An 18,886-nucleotide genomic window follows, 5' to 3' on the forward strand; every position below is an offset into this window, starting at 1 on the left:
GGTGAATAAGCATCGTTCCAGGCTATTTCCATCACAGTGCATATTTCTCATTCTTTAATAATATACTTCAAAGGAGAATCGGCGAGCATCGGCCTGAGCTTATGGAGTTGCTCCTGCGTTGAGTCTTTCATCCATTGTTCAACATCCATCTTCAATGCCACTTCAAGCAGTTGCTCACCCCGCTCCTCATCGGCTTTATCGCACATACCAATACACGCTTCCGCTTCTGTTGCTTGCACCCAGTACTTAGTGTTAAGAGGCAAACTCTCTGACTTCAGCACCGCCTGACAAATGTCTCTGACCTCACGCCGAATCCGTTGAGCCTGTATAAAATCGGCGATAGCTTCGGCCGGAGTAGTAGCGTTCGCGCACCTGACGTTGAGCAGATAGGCAAGATTAATGCCGTTGTAGTAGTCGTTACGCAGATAAAAACCCCTCTCATAACCACGCACTGATTCATCTAAGTACTTTCTATCTTCAGTTAATTCCCAGAGTCGCTTATGCACCGCACCCCAGAGTCCGAGCGTCTCAGTATCATTGGAAGTTTCTGGATCGAGCACAGTAAGCAACTCGCGCGCTTCCTGCAACGCCCCTTCCTCCGTCGGATATTTGCTCTTGTAGGTCAGGAGAGCGAGACGTTGAATGATATAAGGATCTTCTGGCTTTTCGATAGTTGGTTCACCTGGCGTGACAAGAGAGTTCATTTTTCTCATGTTGCGTACAGTAGCCAGAAGCGTTTTCGCTTCCAAAAATTTTTTGTTTTTCTGTGCTTCATCCACCTGCTGCATCAGCACGCTGTGAACTGCTTCGGGCATCGCATCACCACTCTCCCCACCATCGGATTCTTTAATGGGTTTCGCCGCGTTCTCTATCGCGGCATCCAGCGCTTTACCCAGAGCTGGCGGGTCGAGACTGCTCAAAAAAGTATAGACAGGACTATCTTTATCACGGGGATCCTTCTCCATGATTTGGACAATGGCCTTGGTAAGGATTTCACTAAATCTCTTCGCTTCACTAGCACCGATGTCTTCTCCCAGGTGGTGATATTGCCGTACGAGAATATGATTTACGTCAAAAGGAATCTTGATTCCATCCTCGGCGATAACGATCGTCGTATAAGGACGCAGCGCGTGACGCACACCCAGTTCATAGAATGCGTTTTTATTTGACGTTGAAAGATCTGCAACAACAACATCCGCACTCAGGAGCTGCTCGTACATCGGCACATCGATCATGCCGGAATGGACAATCTCATCCGCACGGATACATTTCAGCCCAGCGGCTTCGACAGCGGGTTTGATCATATTCTGATAAGACCTATCTAGATCAAGAGTACGGCCTGTTTCAAAATCTGTTTTCTTACCGAACCCCATCACGACAAAACAGGTTCCTTGGATATTTTTAGGCATTTCCGTATCTCCTTGTTGTATTAGTCTTTATCAATAATCACATCATTAATCCATCTTACAGTTATTTTACAGATAGGACTGTGTGGTTTTTCACATTCTGATTGGTCTATGATATGAGAAGATAAAATATTGGAGCTGTAGCTGATTAGCTTAAAAGCTATGCCAGTTTGCTACAGTCCCTTAAAATTTTTAACAGATCATATTTTCGTGGGTATACTGAATAACTGATGTATGCCTCTAAAACCTAATCGATAAGGAGATTTCTATGTCACTTAAATTCGATCAAGATCAGGAATTATTAGCACATATACAAAAAATTATCACAAGTCACCAGTGCCCGGATGACATCCGAACGATTAAGGAATATATCAAAATCCTGAAGAAAGAATCGGAATTCTATCCGGCAAGCAAGCTATTGAATCAGGCCCGGGATAAACAACAAAAATTGCGTCAATCACAAGGCAATACTGCTGAAGAATGGTGGCAGGCAGAAACTGCAAAAGATGAAGTCTGGATCGTCCAGCAACTGGCCTTATGCACCTACAAGAATGAAGAAATACCCGCACGAAAACGGCTGGAACAGGCACTGGCCTTGCTGGAAGAAATCGGCCTGCGTAATCCGTCGAATAAAAACACGGAAACCCTTTGCCTGGGTGGCGCGGCGCACAAAATAAAATGGCAGCAATTCGGGCAGACGGAAGATTTGTACGAATCCTTGTCGTTCTATCGCGCCGCTTTTGAACGCAATCCCCAGCAAGACATGGGGTATGGTGGTGTCAATGCGGCATTTATCATGGATATACTGGCTGACCGGGCCAGCCGCATTGCTCATCGTAGTAACACTTCATCAGAAGAGGCCCGTCGTTTAAAGGAGAAAGCCGACACTCTCCGGCAGCAAATCATAGCAACCGTCCCAGCATGGCTCGAACAAGATCAAAGTATCATTGAAGAGTATAGATTCTGGCATCTGCTCACCCTGGCAGAAGCGCACTTCGGCTTAAAAGAATACCATGAGGCGGGAGAATGGCTGAACAAAGCCGATGTCGCCAACGCGGACAATTGGAAAAGGTGGACAGTATTTATGCAACTGCGTCAGCTTGCTTATCTGCAAGATATCGTCCCGCCTAAGGAAGCCGACAACCCAGTTAATTGGGATCCAGCATGGAAAGCATTGGCGATCATTGTTGGTGAAAAAAACGCACAACGCGCGCTCACATCCGGCAGCGGTAAAGTGGGTCTGGCGCTCTCCGGCGGCGGGTTCCGCGCTTCGTTCTTCCACTTGGGTGTTCTGGCGCGGCTAGCGGAAATGGATGCGCTACGGAATGTAGAAGCGCTTTCCACTGTATCCGGCGGCAGCATTCTGGGCGCACACTACTACCTGGAAGTGCAGAATTTGTTGCAAACCAAAGCAGACAACGAAATTACCTGCGACGATTACATCGCAATCGTCCGCCGGGTGCAGGAAAAATTCCTCAAAGGCGTGCAAACCAATGTCAAGATGCAAACGTTTGCAAGCATCAAAGATAATTGGGAATTCATTTCCGGCAAGAACGATTATTCCCGCAGCCACCGCTTGGGTGAGTTCTACGAATCAAAGCTTTACCAGGAGGTCGCCGATGGGCATGCTGAAGATAAGCCGCGCAGCATGCCGGAATTATTGATAAAACCCAAAGACGCATCTGATTCAGCGCCTTTCAAACCAAAATTCTCCAACTGGATACGACGCGCCAAGGTACCAACGCTGATACTCAACAGCTCCTCGCTCAGTTCCGGTCACAACTGGCAGTTTACCGCCAATTCCATGGGTGAACCGCCCAGTCATATCAATGGCGAAATCGACATCAACAGGCGCTACCGGCGCGTGTACTACCCAGATGCCCCAACGGACGAATTAAAACATTATCGCCTCGGCTATGCCGTGGCTGCATCGGCTTGCGTACCCGGCATGTTCGAACCGCTAACCATCACCGGACTGTATGAAGACCGCACGGTGCGCCTTGTCGACGGTGGCGTGCATGATAATCAAGGCGTCGCAGGACTGCTGAGCGAAGGCTGTACGCGGATACTGTGCAGCGATGCGTGCGGGCAAATGGAAGACATTAAAAGCCCATCGGATACGCCACCCGGCGTATTGCTGCGCGTCACTTCCATCCTGCAGGATCGGGTTCGCGAAGCGGAATACCAGGATTTGCGCTGCCGCCTCGATAGCCGCGCCTTGGATGGTTTGTTTTTTGTCCATACCCGCAAAGAACTCGAAGCTCAGCCACTGGACTGGATCAACTGCCAGGATCCACAGCCGTCAAAGCCAATTTCAAGCAACCAAACCTCCTACGGCATCGACCGCGAACTACAAGAAAAAATCGCCGGCATGCGCACCGACCTGGACGCGTTTACCGAAGTTGAGGCCTATGCGCTAATCGCAAGTGGTTACCGCATTACCAAGCGCGAATTTGAACTGCTGCAGGAACAACACCTAAAGGACGGGAAACCCGACACCTGGGGTGGTTACGACATCGATGCCGCAGGCGTGGATTGGCCGTTCCGCAAACTTGAACCGCTGCTTGCGATGCAGCAAGATACCAATCAGCAAAGCAAGGATCTGCATCATCAGCTGCATGTGGCGCGCAAAGTTTTCTTCAAGGTCTGGGATCTGAGTCCGGTATACAGAGTTCTCATGTATGGTGTGGGCATCGTGGCATTGCTGCTTTTGGGCAGCTTGATCATTTCAACCTGGAGTGCGCCTGCTATCCAGACAATTACATGGGGCGCATTAATAATATTCCTGCTCTTAACGATCGCTAGTTTTTTTGTACCCATGTTCCGCTGGCTAAACCCAGGCAATGAAGCGAAAAGCATTTTACTCAAATTCGCCATTGCGACCATAGGCTACACTCTCGCCAGGTTTCACATCCACTGTGTAGATCGGTATTTTCTTGCGCGTGGCAAGCTGGAACGCTTGTTGAACTTGAAACAGTAAATCGAGATAACTTCTGCACTACGCTCCTTTGTTATGAAGGGGCGTATTTCAGTCAACTACGAAGGAATTCTGGGTTTTTTAGCGGGAATTTGTATGGCAGGCTCTTCGGATATCGGATCGATTGGCTAATTCGGAACTTCTTCTACTTTCAATTTTTCTAGTCGTAGCAGTGGATGGCCTGGAAATTCCTGCTCCACTTGCTCACGACGCCCGGCAGCAAGTTCTTGTTGGATATAGTCGGGAACTGTCAATTTGGAAAGCGGCGAAATGGTACGTGTCCAGGAATCAGATAAAAACCAGCGCACGAAGGACTCTGCAGTGGGTTCACCTAAAGGTGCATTGGCTGTTCGCTGTCGCAATTGATTCAGCCGTTCGATTTGATCATTGACGGTTTCTATCGCACCATACTCACCGAGTCTGAGTCCGGTTACCGCTTCTGCCAGTTCTGCCAGTAAGTTATCAGGGTCAGATATCACTGGTAATATATCCCACACTCGCGCGACCCCATTCCAATCATCTATAGCTATAGAATTTGCCTGGTAGCTGTCGGATTCTATGGTTATTTTGAGCGAACTGGATGCAGTTACCACACGCGACCCATCCGGGCTGAACTTAGCCGATTGAACATTATCTTCATGCATCATCGGTTCACCCAGAGTTTGTCCAGTATCAGCATCCCATAGACGTGCTGTCCTATCATAAGATGCAGTTACCACGCGTGTGCTATCCGGACTAAACATAGCTGAATTAACTTTATCTTCATGTTTCATAGACTCACCCAACGCTTGCCCGGTTTTTGCATCCCATAGACGCGCTGTTTTATCCCCGGATGCGGTCACCAGGCGTGTGCCATCTGGGCTGAATGCAGCTGAATAAATTGTATCTTCATGCCTTATTGGCGCACTCAGTACTTGACCGGTGTTTGCATCCCATAAGCGTGCGGTCTTATCACTCGATGCGATTGCCACGCGCGTACCATCTGGGCTGAATACAGCTGAAGTAATTATGCTATTTTGAACCATCAGCTCACCTAGTGTTTGACCAGTGATTGTATTCCAAAGGCGTACGGTTTCATCATTGGATGCCGTTATTGCGCGTGCACCATCTGGGCTTAGGTCAATTAAATAAACTGTGTCTTCATGCCTCATCGGTACTCCCAGAGATAGTCCGGTAATTGCATCCCAAAGGCGTACTGTCTTATCCTTGGATACAGTTACCACGCGCGTTCCGTCTGGGCTAAAAATAGCTCGATAAACTGTATCTTCATGTTTCATCGGCTCACCCAGTGCTCGGCCAGTTTTTGCATCCCAAAGGCGCGCTGTCTTATCTTCAGATGCGGTCACTACACGGGTACTATCTGGACTAAACATTGCATTATTAATGTTATCTTTATGCCTCATTGGTTCACCCAGCTTTTGTCCGGTATTTGCACTCCATAGAAGTGACACTATTTTATCCTTCGATTTGGTAATTACGCGAGTGCCATCCGGACTAAACATAGGTGAATAAACCATGTTTCCATCCCTAATCTGTCCCCTTAGTTCTTGTCCTGTTCTTGTATCCCATAGGCGCGCTGATGTTTTATATCCTAAGGTTATCACGCGAGTGCCGTCTGTGCTAAATCTAGCAGACTCAACTATATTTTCATGCTTCATCGACACACTCACCGCTTGAGCCGTCTTTACATCCCAAATCGCTGTATTATCCTCGGATGTAGTTACCACGCGCGTTCCGTCTGGACTAAAAATAGCTTGATAAACTGTATCTTCATGTTTCATCGGCTCACCCAACGCTTGGCCGGTTCTTGCATCCCAAAGACGCGCTGTTTTATCCTTGGATCTAGTTACCACACGCGTTCCGTCTGGACTAAAATTAGCTTGATAAACTTTATCTTCATGTTTCATCGGCTTACCCAACGCTTGGCCGGTTCTTGCATCCCAAAGGCGCGCTGTTTTATCCCCGGATGCAGTTACCACGCGCATTCCGTCCGGACTAAAAATAGCTCGATAAACTGCATCTTCATGTTTCATCGGCTCACCCAACGCTTGGCCGGTTCTTGCATCCCAAAGACGCGCTGTTTTATCCGTGGATGCAGTTACCACACGCGTTCCGTCCGGACTAAAAATAGCTTGATAAATCTCATTTTCATGTTTCATCGGCTCACCCAACGCTTGGCCGGTTCTTGCATCCAAAGACGCGCTGTTTTATCCGTGGATGCAGTTACCACACGCGTTCCGTCCGGACTAAAAATAGCTTGATAAATCTCATTTTCATGTTTCATCGGCTCACCCAATGCTTGGCCGGTTTTTACATCCCAAAGGCGCGCTGTTTTATCCGTGGATGCAGTTATCACGCGCGTTCCGTCTGGGCTAAAGTCTGGGCTATAAATAACTTGAACATGTTTCATCGGCTCACCCAACGCTTGGCCGGTTCTTGCATCCCAAAGGCGCGCTGTTTTATCCCCGGATGTAGTTACCACGCGCATTCCGTCCGGACTAAAAATAGCTCGATAAACTGCATCTTCATGTTTCATCGGCTCACCCAACGCTTGGCCGGTTCTTGCATCCCAAAGACGCGCTGTTTTATCCGTGGATGCAGTTACCACACGCGTTCCGTCCGGACTAAAAATAGCTTGATAAATCTCATTTTCATGTTTCATCGACTCACCCAACGCTTGGCCGGTTTTTACATTCCAAAGGCGCGCTGTATTATCCTTGGATGCAGTTACTACGGTTGTACCGTCAGAATTGAACTCAGCGGAATTAACCTTATCTTTATGTTTAAAAATAAACGGGGATGGGTTTGAGCTTTTTTGCCATAGGAGGTTGATCAGCAAAGTGCGAGCGGATAGCCATGATGAATCGAGCCGTATAGCATGCGTTAAATGAGCTAACGTTCGGGGTATATTCCCATTTTCATAATGCCGCTGCGCTTCACGGAATTCAGCGACAGCCAAAGTATGTTGCGCCTTGTTACGTTGCTCAATAGCCGTTTTTGTGGCCTGCTGCTCTGCGATGCGCGCTTGCTCTGCTTCTAACCAATTGAAGACAGCCAAGCCTAAAAACACCGAAAGGATAACCACAACCGCACTTAATCCACTTACCCACAAATTGCGAATGCGTGCTTGGCGTTTTCTCTCCCGCTGTTCGACCTCGCTGCGACCTATGTCATAAAGATTCGCCAGCAGAGAAAACCATGAGCCATCATATTTCCTTTTATTGACTTTATCTTTGTCTGAGTGAAAACTGAGATAGCTGATTGCCAAGGGCATTTGTATGATCTCAACCAAAGCTTCAGGAAAAGCCTTCTCAGCCTCCTGCTCTGATGACGCTTCATTGTTAGGTATACCGCTAAGCAGGATAGGAATAATATTGTCACTGCCATTAGCTTCAGCAAAAATACGAACTTCGTCATTTACATAGCGACTAGCCCGCGCTGCCGGGGAACAGATCAGGATGAGTTTTCTGGATTCCTGGATGTGCTTGTTGACGGCCTTGTGGTAATCTGTACCGGTGAAATCCTCTTCATCACGGAAAATATCCAGGCGTTTCTGGGAAATAACGCTGCTCTTGGGAGGTGTGTAATTTTCTAAGGCTTTCTCAATCAGAGATGCGAAAACCTTATCCTTGCGGGAATAACTGACAAATGCATCATGCAATTTTTCGGAAATTTCAAATTGCTCCTATCTAATTCCAATTCGTGATAGAAAGAGAAATAATTATTTTAGTATAGTATTTTATATACAGTTACTTATGTAGTATGTATATTAACATTTCTATCGCGAATTAGAATAAGGGTTCTGATCATCATTTCCAAATGATACTTGTTCTACCCAAACAAACCAATAAGTTTGTCCAGATCGGCAGTAGTTTCATTGCGCTCTTTTCTGAAATTGAGGATTTTGCTGAGGTTTTCTTTGGTGGTTCCAAACATCCAAGCTTCGATCTCCAGGGGTTTGGCTTTGTAGAAAAATTTTTCAGCGACAGAAAACCTGCTTTCAATCACTGCCAATTCGAGTAACGTAGCGTAATCCCAATAATCAGGTTTTTCAGGTTCTTTCCGTTTCATCTTGGCATTGACCGCGTATTCAACAGCAGGCAATAAGCGTAGCGCCTCCTCCCTTTTCCCTTGTAATTCCAGGCAAGTGACATAATTCACTCCAGGGTAGGCATCGCGCGGATCGGACTCAAATCCTTTTTGGTAATAGGTTAGAGCATTCTCCAGATAAACCATAGCTTCACCCATACTTCCGGCTTTATAGGCCCTGTCAAACTTATCCTTGTATATTCTTCCCCAGATGCCGTACGACTCGCTGCTTGCTTTCCCCTCACTTTCCAGCTTCTGCAATACATCTTCAGCTTCCTGAATCATCACGTTATCCACCGGCTTGGCTTTGCCGCCGTTGCGATTCAGCACAAACGCATACTGCTCCTGCACCATCACAGTTTCAAAAACGTAACGTGGCAACCGCTTGATAAAAGCTTGCATTTCATTAAATGCTTCAATGTTCCGGTAGGAAATCATAATGTCGATCAGTACCGCTGTTTCGATGTTCTCAAGCGGCTGATATTTCTCAACGATTTGGTTGATGGCTTGAATGCGTAGCGCCTTAATTTTGTTTGGATCATCATCCGTTCGATTGCGCGCATAAGCCAGTTCCTTTTTAATTACTTCATCGTATTGCACCTTATCCCTGAAAACATCCGTCTTTTCATGCGCCACTGAGTTCTGAAAAGCAATGCCATTGATCAAGTCATACAAAGGACTGTCGGTAGCTCTATTTTGCTTGGCATACTGAAGTTTCTTCACGAGCGCATCAATGTCATTTTGTTTATTGGATAAGTTAAAGTTTTCATCAACGTTGTAGATAAATGTTCGGTCAGAAGCAATATCAAAAGGTAGCGGAAAGTGCGATGAAGCGATGATCGGAATGGTGGTGAACGGTTTAACCGCGTAACGCATGCCCAGTTCATAATAAGCATTCGGGTTGAGATTGGTCAGGTCAGCAATGCAGAATTCACATAAGATTATTTTCTCGTACATGGTCTTATGAATAGATCCGCCGGCTCTTTCTTCGCTTTCTATCAAAGGTTCCAGCCCCGCCTGAAGGATGGCAGGCTTGACCAGATCATTGTAAATTCTATCGAAATCAATCTCTTGAACAGGGCCTGCTGTCCCCGCTTTCTGTTTCAATTTAATGTCATTCAGATTCTCTTTTTTTCCAAACGAGGTTATGACAAAGCAATAGGGATTCATGGCGGCACCTTTTAAATTTAATAATTACCCTTTATACATAATATAAGCCACAACATAGTAAGGAGGACGATTATCAAATGGCTGATTGCCACCAATATTATTTGTTGTAAACGAATGCGTATGTCTCAATGCGTCCGTATTCCAACCCGCATTATGTTCAGCAGCAGCCAATACGTGAGATCCCCCAAAACCGCCTCCTTGCGGTAGAGAAATGCCTTGGCTCGTATCATTCGTCTCCCCGGAATGACTATGCGCCGGTAATTCTGCTACAGATATCGTGTGCCTTTTTTCTCCGCCTGTTCTGCCTATGGAGTTGTAATCGGGATCATTGTTATCAAGCCCAACTATAAATCTTCCACTTAAATTGGGTGTTCCATTATTTCCATCGCACAAAACCCAGCCCGTTGGAATCGTATTACTGTGGCCCGACCACATGACAATCATACCTGCAACAAAACTACCTTTACCCGTTATTTTCCCCGACACATTGAGATCACCACTGCTAGTAATATGAACCGTTGGAAACTGCGAATTGCCTGTATGAAATGCAATGATATTGATCGAATGAAGCCGCAAGTTATGCGCAGGATTTAACGTGCCGACAGTTTCATAGGGATATGGAAATTTGGAAGTAGTACTGGATGGATTACCGCCGGCTGACACTGAGCCCAGAAGCGCGCCCCCCGAAACATGCAAATTTGCCTCCGGGATAAGTGTTCCTGGTCCTATACCCACATTACCTCCCTCGGCAATTACCAGCCTCGGAGTACACATCGCGCCATCAGCAGAATCGCCCGTACAGTTTTTACCACTGCTATCCGTTTTGTATTCCCAAATCTCCAGAGAATTTTTTCTGTATTCACTATTCATGTGCCAAAAAGCCCATCTATGTTCTCTGCCGGACTCATCGATTCTGCTCAACTGCAAGCTATAAATCCCTTTATCCGGTGCTTTTAGCGTTGCATTGCCATCGATGGAAAGATCGCCTGAAAGGTACCATTGGTTGGGATTATCATTCATCGTTATCTCCTTTCATCAGCAATTCGGTTGATTACACCTGAGATCACTTGATAGAGGCATATTGAAATTAGCCTACGACTTACCTGCATGAATGGGCTCAATGACCGCAAGCCGCTTCTCAAGACTCATTTTTGACCGATTTGACTGGAGTATTGGTATTTTCAGATTCACTGCCTTCTTTTTCCAGCAATTCGGTTAATACCTGGATTGCACCACCAATTCTTAACAACGTTTCATGCAAATGCGCCTGTTGTTGTTGCAATTCCTGGAGTTTTGCTTGGCCCTTCTCGAATTCATTTTTTAATTCATCAAGGCGTTGCTGTATGTTCTTTTGCATCGATTATTGACTCCCTTACATCAAGATCTTGATAACATATAAATTTTTCATATTTTACATGGCAACATTTAAATCCAAGCAAACCAATCCAAATGTAGATTCTGGCCCCACGTATTAACTGGCCAAGAATCAAGTCTTCTGACATTGATGCTAAATCCATTTGGATGGATTCCTTTAGTGGATACAACAAACACATCACCATGAGATTCAACGTCACGTGCTGTTGCGATTACCTTAGGAATTGAGGAGAAAGGTTGTGGAAACGAAATTGAGAAACTGACAGACCCTTTATCTACTCCGTTACTACCAAGTGAAGTGGTCCCAGTTTGGAACTTACTAAATACCGCGCCACCATTTAATTGAAATGTTCCTCCGACAGCTATGTTGCCTTCAACAGTCAAATTACCATTTCCACCCCATGCTTTACTTACGACTACGCCAGCTTTATTTAGTAAAAAAAGTAACTCATCTCCAGCGATATGCATTCTTCCACCTGGCATTTCGTTGCAAATGCTTAGCGCACTATCACCTCGGTTTCCAAATCCGATCCATGCCTTTCGCCCTGCTCCTAGTCCGCCGGGGTACCATTGGATGTAAGCGTGATCTATTCCTTCCAGACTCAATACTCCAGCATTCCCTGCCACATGAAGCTTTGATGTTAGGCTGGTTGTTCCAATTCCTACATTGCCACCTAGAAACGAAGTGGTACCACCTGCTGTATCCTTGAAGATAAATAGACGGTCACTTCCGCCGTCATACTCAAAATCTGCCGTATCCGGAAAAATTGTTAGATATCCGTGATACGGCTGCATAACGCCTGCTATGGTCAATCTGCCCGATGGAGTTGTCGTTCCAATGCCTATTTTGCCGTCTGATGTTATGCAAAGCTTATCATTTCCAGACCATAATCTAGCTTTGTTTTCAATAGAATACCAAACCCAGCGTTCTCCATTTGGTGGCGTTTCAACAAATGATGAACCTCTATTTCCAAAGGAAAAACCACCTGTTGGTCCACCACTATGAATTTCATGTCCTTCGACTTGAAGTGTGCGTTTAACGTCGACAGTTCCAATCCCAACATTACCACTTGCCGTAACCCTTAAAAGCTCCTTAGGCGCTGGCGGCGGAGCCCCATAGCCTGAAAATAGAATGCGCAGCGAATCATCATCATTATCACCAAAAGCAATTACAGCATCCTTTCGATCCAATCCTTCATCTTTCAATCCTACAAAAAGATGATCAGACCCCCAGTTTTGTAGGATGCCATAACCATTCTGCAAACCCCACATCTTTCCTGCTGCAATTTTTGTAAACTTCCCCCAAATATTGTCATGGCCGAAATGATCTTGCCACACCTCATTATCGGGATTATTACTAGTTTCACCTTCAATATGAAGTTCCCCTGAAAGGTACCATTGGTTTGGATTATCACTCATTGTTCTTCTCCTTTCCCGCTATCCTGTAGATGTCAATTAAGCTATTCACTGATATTAGGTATTGGTTTTAGGTGGTATCAGCCTATCGAATTGCAAACCACTGGATCCTTCGCCCCGGCCCACGCCTTTGCGGCACCCAATCCAAAGGTAGGTTTCACCATTAATCCAGCGGGCGTATTGCCAGGCGCGCGCAACGTAGGCGCCTTCACGCGGCACTTCTTCCTCATGAATCGGTTCCTTCTCCGCCAGTATGCGCCCTTGCGCATCACCGAATGGTTTAAACCATATTGGTGGCGAATCATCTCCGATTCTGTAAGGTTGCAACGAGATCCAATGTTGTGGAACCTCACTTTCCAAGCGGTATACCAAAGCCGGTGGATTTTCTTCTGATGCGAATCCAGACGGCGGGGACTGAGATTCACGTGAGCGGAAAAATTCTTCTGAACGATTGAATGCCTGACCCAGCGGTCCTTCCACGACTCGTTCCACAGCCCAGGCCATGTTTGCCATTTCATCGCGCAGCAATAATACTTCTTCTAGATCAGGGCCATGCAAGCTTGTACCGAGTGTCGGTGGAAGAAACAAATTAAAGTCTGCCGATGTGTTTGATGACGAATCGAACGAAAGCTGGAACATGCTCCAGGGCAGTTCTTTGTCTGGCCTGCCTTCTTTCTTTGCGTTTTCCCTATCAATGTTATACGCTGAGGACACTGACAAAAGCTCTCCAAAGGTATTCCGTACTTCCAGTGTATGCGTGTTACAGAGCGTTCCGACCGGCACCATGACAGGAACGATAAACCAATCGTCCCCGGTAATCAGGGCGAAATCGATAAGCAGTAACTTAGCCAGCTGCTGACGTCCTGCAGCCATGGCACCAAAATCAACTCGAGCATCCTCAAATTCCCAATAACGTGAAACAGGCATACCTCGGTAATTGATAGGCATTGGAATCGCACTACATGAAATTTTCTCTGCTTTGATTTCATCTGGATTAAGATCAGTTCGCTTAGCACCTAAGGACCCACCTTGCTGGATATTGAAAGAATACCAGTCCAGATGGCCACCACTATATTCAGGCGCATTTAGCACAATTTCGCCTTCTGGAGCCGGTGCAGCCACGCTGATACGATATTCCAGCCGATTCGGCAACCAAGCGGATTCATCCGCATCGGGTTCACTAAACAGTGTTTTGTACCATTCACTCCAGCTCTTAACTGTTTTGTCAATCGTGTCACGCTCTGCCGGATTATGTGATTGATACCACGCTTGCCAATCCTGCGATTTTTTCTGCACTTGGTCATAAAGCACATGACCATCCGGAACCCGATTCGCCATCACGCGCAAGAAATTGACTGTATTGTGATCATGTTCAAGTTCTTTGAGCCGCTTTTCATCAGGCGGTTGAAGTCGAAACTCTTCCACTTTCAATATGGCACTTCGAAGTTTTCCGGAATCTCCATAAACCGCTAACAATCGCAAAAAATGCAAACCGGCTTCCGCTACCAAGCGCGGCTGATCTTTCCCATCCATACGAACTTTTTCACGCTCAATTATTGTTTCCAATGGCAGAGACCCCATTTTGACGGCCTTATTGGAGGAATTTCGGGTCAATGGAGTGCAATTCATCACCATCTGGGCATGTACCGGAGAACCCACATTTTCAAAACGAAATTCTCCGATTTGCCACTGCCTTGCGAGCATCCAAAGGGGATCATGAACGGCTGCACGCAACCCCGCCTCCAGATTTGTACCGAGGCTGCTTGGTTCAAGGCGTAACCAGATATTGGTTGACATAAATACAATTACCTCCCTGATCTGGAATGGCAAAGATCAATTAAGAAACATAGTGTCATGATGGCGCTTTCTCCTTCCATTCAGGGGCGCGGGCTTGAGAAAAATAAAGTGCCGGTAGGAACTGTCCTATGTCTGTTAATGTGCCAGGTTCATTTGGTTTTGAACCATCGTGTTTGGGATGTAGCAAACGACTTAAATCCACTGCCCGGAATTTGGCCAGTTCCAGTGTCTCGAGTAGCGTATCCGCCAATATTTCCAAATTCCATTCTGAATTTTTATTAGGTGGCACTGCTAGTAAAATAGCTTGCGGTGCGCGTGATTGCGGCGCATCGAAATGAAATGCCAGTCCTGTGATTTCCTCTTTGCTTGGAACCACCTCCACCCATTCATCAATGAGCAATCCCGCTACCGGATTTGCAAGATCCAGGTCTGCCGGCGCATGAACAACAAGGGATAAACGGCTTCCTGGCAAATCCCCAGGTAAAGCTACCCAACGCTCCTTGGGATCTTTCTTCGGATCATAAGGTAGCTGCCCAACACTGAAGCCCAGTTTACTTTCTCCAATTGCTTCTGCATACATCAAAACGGCATCCAAACGCGCTGCCCCTTCCCGCACACGTGCAATACGCTGAAACCATGTGACTGATTCCAGCGGGTTATTATTTTGCAATTCGTTACTTGCCAAAAAGGTTGTACGCAAATCTGCTGCATTAATTGGGCTAAAACGCGGGAGAACACGAAATTCTTGTCCGAAAATTTCACGCATCCTGGCAACATGGTAATCGCGCATGACAGCAGACGTTTTATCTTCAGTCTTTAAATTATTGTGACTATCTGTCAAAGTTTTTATGCGATCGTAACGCTTTTCAATTACATCGAGAATAGATTGAAGCTGGGACAAGAGCGTTTTCTGTACTTTAGGCGTTTCTCCTATCGGAGCAATTGGAATCGCATCGGCTAAACTATACAGCGATAGCTGCATTAAGTTGTCGCGGATAGTTTGGCAATCAATTAATCGTTCTGAACTATCCTCAGCCAGCACACCGGCCATGTTTGATAATTGCTCGAGGCGTTTGCGGACCATGCCAAAGTCAATAACTGCTGTTTTATCTTCTTGAAAATCTATGAATAATTTTGTGTAAGCATCTGTAAAATTTTTCAACGTTAACTTTATACGTTCACTTAATGCCAACGGCGAATCTGCAGACTCTCCGGCCCGCACTGTATCTTCTTCTGCTTCGAGTGGAATGGATTGGCCAGGTTGCGCTAGATTACGAGAGCTAAGCACTTGTGATGAAGTAATTAATTTCCGTGCCACTCGCACTATTTCCAGAACTTCTGCAAAACTCAAAATAGCATTCGACGAGCCAGGGCTGGGCACAAAATTGAGTCTAATCTCAGTAGCCGATGTTTGAGTAGCAGGTAAAGACTGCTGTACCAAATAAATGATACGCTGCTCCAGCTCTGAGCGTTGCGCATCACCTTCACTCTCGGGCAGATAAAGCAAATCAATCGGTGCCAAACCGAGTTGATCTAACGTAATCGTAAGTGGATCCGAAATAATCGAATTCTCTGCATTATGATATACGACACTGCAAGCTGCTTGTGGCACACGAGGCCCAAACAGCTGGGCTGCCCAAGCATTTAGAAAAGGTTCCGCTCGCGCCCGCGCAGTTTGCGACCCCCAAACAGGTCCTTTCGGCAAGCCGGTAAAAATAACCGCAATTCGATGTGTAATGGCAATCCCAGTACGCGGTGTACGAATCACATCAAGTTCCGGGGGTGGTGCCTCACCTTCAGCAATAGCCGACAAGGTTGCACCTGCGCGGACTGGATTTCCTTGAGCGATCTGATGAACCGATTCTGCAAGAACCAGATCACCAATGGCATCCACTGCATCTTCGAGGTTCTTCAGTTCCTTGACGCAAGCATTATATTTATCCGCATTATTAATTTGATCAGGCAAACCGTATTGTCCCCATGGAATAGGCTCAAACGGATTGGGTTTAGTTGGATCGGGGTTAGGTCGCCATCTATACAAAAGCTCCAATCCATCCACCACCTGGTTAACAGGTTGTGCGTTAATGGCGTCTTCAGAATATGTTGTTATATCCAATGGCGCAATTTTGCGGAAAATGGGGATGTATTGATCAAGTATCAGACCTGGATGATTCTCATGTAACCCCCGTTCAAAACGATAACCGAGTAAAGCTCCCAGCGATTGTCCCTGGCGTACGCCATCGAGTAACCACAATGCATTGCGAATACGTTCCGAAGATAAATTAACCGCGAGCGCTTCTCGATCATTTTGATCGGTGCGAGACAAGTAGCCACTACGCAATAACGCAGCCGTTGTCGCATGAGCAAGCGAGGGGGCGTGAACGAAACCGTGATTTTCCTCTGTTGCTGCCCCCTGTTTTAAATCCTCCACCCATCCATATCCTCCCAAATAAATTCCTTTTGATTTCTTTGGTTTATTACGCATCGACTCAAGCCGTTTGGTAGCTAATGAGGTCGCCCAAGCATCGTAGCGATGTGAACAAAGATCCAATGTTTCACGAAATAATTCGTCCAGCAAAGCACTGGCTTCACTAGCCAGTTTACTCAGATAATCTAGGTTTCTGAAGAATGATGAAAATTCACCAAGTTCACTTGCGAGTTCAACTGATATTTTTGGTATTTTTGCAACATTAAAATCATGACTACTCAGTTGCTGTTTAATGTTATCCAAGTAATCTGAAACTTTAGGAGGGTCCAGACTAGAATCTGAACGGCCCAATACATTCCACAAGGCAGGAATCTCCCCTTCTTCAAACTCGGATTCCGTACGTTCTTCGGGTGGCAATTTAAGAATACGAATAGCAGCAACCAAATATTCCCGCAAGCACGCCTCGCGTAACAGCCAATGCGATAATGGATTTGACTCAGAATTTAACTTAAGTAGCAGGATTTCATCATAAGAGCTTGTGCTCAAATAATTGAAAAACTCTTTATCCTTATTACCGGTGGCACCGGGTGGAGTAATCATTCCTCCCGGCCATTGAGAATTGGAAGGATAATCGCCATATACCATCCGAATGTGGCGCGGTATCCAGGTTAACTCGGAACCCTGCATTTTGTTTTCCCATGCTTGATTACCAGAAGAATAATGTTTACTGGATTCAGAAGAATCATGTGTACTGGATTCAGAGGACGGTGAAAGCCGTGCAATACGCTGACCAGCTCGTCGATGATAAGCCACTGAAACGGGATTGAGATTGAGGATATTCTGCAATTCATCAAAAGTACCCGAGCCCCCAGGTACTTTAGGAACAGATACCAGTGCGGCTTTCCAAGTTTCACGTAATTTATACAAAAAAGCAGCCAATGGTTTATCTATGGATGTATCATCATCCATGACTTCCCAGTGCTTGAGCGATATCACAGGCAACAAGCCGTAAGGCTGTACACCAACACGAATCGCTGGTAATGGTCCCCGGGCACGTACATAACGTTCAAAATGAGCACGCGCCAAGCGCAATTCTTTGTCAGTCGGTGCATTCGACCCAGCCATCATTTGTTCCAGAAAATACCCCCAAGTGGCTTGCCAGAGCGTAGCATTCATAATCCGAGCGTTAAATTGTTCGATGCTATCCGCTTCGCGCACATGTGCAAGAACATCATCAATACCAAGTCTATCCGCTTCGCGCACATGTACAAGAACATCAATACCAAGTGCTTGAGCAGTGATCGCACGATTAGAATTTTCAATCAAGTCAGAAGCAGGCTCCCGCTCAACGCGGTAACTGTTTTCAAAACCTGGGTCGAGCGTACTGTACCCCGAAACAACGTCGTCGGTATTATTGGTAGGTGTCCCCTGCGGCAAGAAGCTGATTCCCTGTGTGTGATGGTGCGCACGAATCAATTCCTGGAGTTTCGTCTGACCTTGCTTTCCGTCAAATGCAGTATTGACACCCAGTACCATAAGCCGTTTGATAGGCTTAGCTGATGCATAAGGAATGCGCAACCCCATTCCCATTTCCTCAGCTTTGTTAAAATTGATCAGCCAACCAACTTTATCGTCATTCTCTATGGCATCAGCATTCAACCCTTTATTTTTATCGGGAGAAATTCCGACATGAAGTGGCAACTTTATAGGTTTTCCTTCATCATAAATAAGCGGTTCAGAATCTTCACTTTCATAAATCAGTGCAATCCATTTATCGGGAAGTATTTGGGTATAGGGCGCTCGAGTCCAGGCATCGGTATGTGTTTCTGGTTTTGGAAATTCTGGTTCAGCCGGTAATTTAGCTTCAGCTGAAATAGGATTGGAAGGCTGTTTTTCTGGGTTTTTGGGGGTCAGCTTCTGAGCAATCCAGGCGGCACGTGCGGCTCCAAAATGTTCTGCAAGCTGCGCCCAGGCGCTGCGTGCTTGTGCTTTATCATTTCCCGCCCGCCAAGTATGTATCCAGAAATTTCTCCCCCAAGCGATCTCAGTCTCAGTCAATTCAGGCTCAAATGAATCCACATGCACGGTATCAGGATATATGCGCACCAGCAGTTCATCATCTGCAAAATGAGTTTCCAACCGCACAGGGAACAGCGCAAGAGGCAGATCAGTTTCGAGTCCGAGCGAACTGTTTAGATTGATTGCTGGCATTTCTACTATGTTCCTTAT

Annotated in this window: 10 protein-coding genes; 1 reads left to right on the top strand and 9 read right to left on the bottom strand. The window is 46.2% G+C overall.

Features of this window, described 5'->3' with window-relative positions:
* Positions 1 to 47: 47 nt before the first annotated feature.
* Positions 48 to 1,409: a TRAFs-binding domain-containing protein gene (locus tag Q0K92_RS06470; RefSeq protein ID WP_297324992.1), complete on the bottom strand. Its 1,362-nt coding sequence runs from the start codon at positions 1,407 to 1,409 to the stop codon at positions 48 to 50.
* Positions 1,410 to 1,674: 265 nt separating this feature from the next.
* Between Q0K92_RS06470 and Q0K92_RS06475 the strand changes: the two genes are divergently transcribed.
* Entirely contained in the window at positions 1,675 to 4,386 is a 2,712-nt protein-coding gene (locus Q0K92_RS06475; RefSeq protein WP_297324993.1) for a tetratricopeptide repeat-containing protein, read from the top strand.
* A 125-nt stretch (positions 4,387 to 4,511) separates the two neighbouring features.
* Here Q0K92_RS06475 and Q0K92_RS06480 read toward each other — a convergent pair whose 3' ends face one another.
* The 8 genes from Q0K92_RS06480 to Q0K92_RS06515 all read right to left on the bottom strand — a co-directional run bounded on the left by Q0K92_RS06480 (position 4,512) and on the right by Q0K92_RS06515 (position 18,868).
* Positions 4,512 to 6,578: a WD40 repeat domain-containing protein gene (locus tag Q0K92_RS06480; RefSeq protein WP_297324994.1), complete on the bottom strand. Its 2,067-nt coding sequence runs from the start codon at positions 6,576 to 6,578 to the stop codon at positions 4,512 to 4,514.
* On the bottom strand, positions 6,539 to 8,044 hold the full coding sequence (locus Q0K92_RS06485) for a TIR domain-containing protein (RefSeq protein WP_297324995.1): 1,506 nt from the start codon (positions 8,042 to 8,044) through the stop codon (positions 6,539 to 6,541). Before Q0K92_RS06485 ends, Q0K92_RS06480 begins: the two co-directional genes overlap by 40 nt.
* 170 nt (positions 8,045 to 8,214) lie before the next feature.
* Positions 8,215 to 9,642, bottom strand: coding sequence for a TRAFs-binding domain-containing protein (locus Q0K92_RS06490; protein WP_297324996.1), 1,428 nt, complete (start codon positions 9,640 to 9,642; stop codon positions 8,215 to 8,217).
* A 24-nt stretch (positions 9,643 to 9,666) separates the two neighbouring features.
* Positions 9,667 to 10,662, bottom strand: coding sequence for a hypothetical protein (locus tag Q0K92_RS06495; RefSeq protein ID WP_297324997.1), 996 nt, complete (start codon positions 10,660 to 10,662; stop codon positions 9,667 to 9,669).
* Positions 10,663 to 10,780: 118 nt separating this feature from the next.
* On the bottom strand, positions 10,781 to 10,999 hold the full coding sequence (locus tag Q0K92_RS06500) for a hypothetical protein (RefSeq protein ID WP_297324998.1): 219 nt from the start codon (positions 10,997 to 10,999) through the stop codon (positions 10,781 to 10,783).
* Between the two features lie 68 nt (positions 11,000 to 11,067).
* On the bottom strand, positions 11,068 to 12,435 hold the full coding sequence (locus Q0K92_RS06505) for an H-type lectin domain-containing protein (RefSeq protein ID WP_297324999.1): 1,368 nt from the start codon (positions 12,433 to 12,435) through the stop codon (positions 11,068 to 11,070).
* A 54-nt stretch (positions 12,436 to 12,489) separates the two neighbouring features.
* Complete coding sequence (locus Q0K92_RS06510; protein ID WP_297325000.1) at positions 12,490 to 14,229, bottom strand: hypothetical protein; 1,740 nt, start codon at positions 14,227 to 14,229, stop codon at positions 12,490 to 12,492.
* A gap of 55 nt (positions 14,230 to 14,284) precedes the next feature.
* Positions 14,285 to 18,868, bottom strand: coding sequence for a hypothetical protein (locus Q0K92_RS06515; protein ID WP_297325001.1), 4,584 nt, complete (start codon positions 18,866 to 18,868; stop codon positions 14,285 to 14,287).
* Positions 18,869 to 18,886: the final 18 nt, after the last annotated feature.

It is taken from the genome of Nitrosomonas sp. (assembly GCF_024282095.1).
Taxonomy (GTDB): domain Bacteria; phylum Pseudomonadota; class Gammaproteobacteria; order Burkholderiales; family Nitrosomonadaceae; genus Nitrosomonas.

Excerpts from the sequence above, each read along its gene's own strand:
- Q0K92_RS06470 (WP_297324992.1), bottom strand. The coding sequence starts at position 1,409 with ATGCCTAAAAATATCCAAGGAACCTGTTTTGTCGTGATGGGGTTCGGT.
- Q0K92_RS06475 (WP_297324993.1), top strand. The coding sequence starts at position 1,675 with ATGTCACTTAAATTCGATCAAGATCAGGAATTATTAGCACATATACAA.
- Q0K92_RS06490 (WP_297324996.1), bottom strand. The coding sequence starts at position 9,642 with ATGAATCCCTATTGCTTTGTCATAACCTCGTTTGGAAAAAAAGAGAAT.
- Q0K92_RS06495 (WP_297324997.1), bottom strand. The coding sequence starts at position 10,662 with ATGAATGATAATCCCAACCAATGGTACCTTTCAGGCGATCTTTCCATC.
- Q0K92_RS06500 (WP_297324998.1), bottom strand. The coding sequence starts at position 10,999 with ATGCAAAAGAACATACAGCAACGCCTTGATGAATTAAAAAATGAATTC.
- Q0K92_RS06505 (WP_297324999.1), bottom strand. The coding sequence starts at position 12,435 with ATGAGTGATAATCCAAACCAATGGTACCTTTCAGGGGAACTTCATATT.
- Q0K92_RS06510 (WP_297325000.1), bottom strand. The coding sequence starts at position 14,229 with ATGTCAACCAATATCTGGTTACGCCTTGAACCAAGCAGCCTCGGTACA.
- Q0K92_RS06515 (WP_297325001.1), bottom strand. The coding sequence starts at position 18,868 with ATGCCAGCAATCAATCTAAACAGTTCGCTCGGACTCGAAACTGATCTG.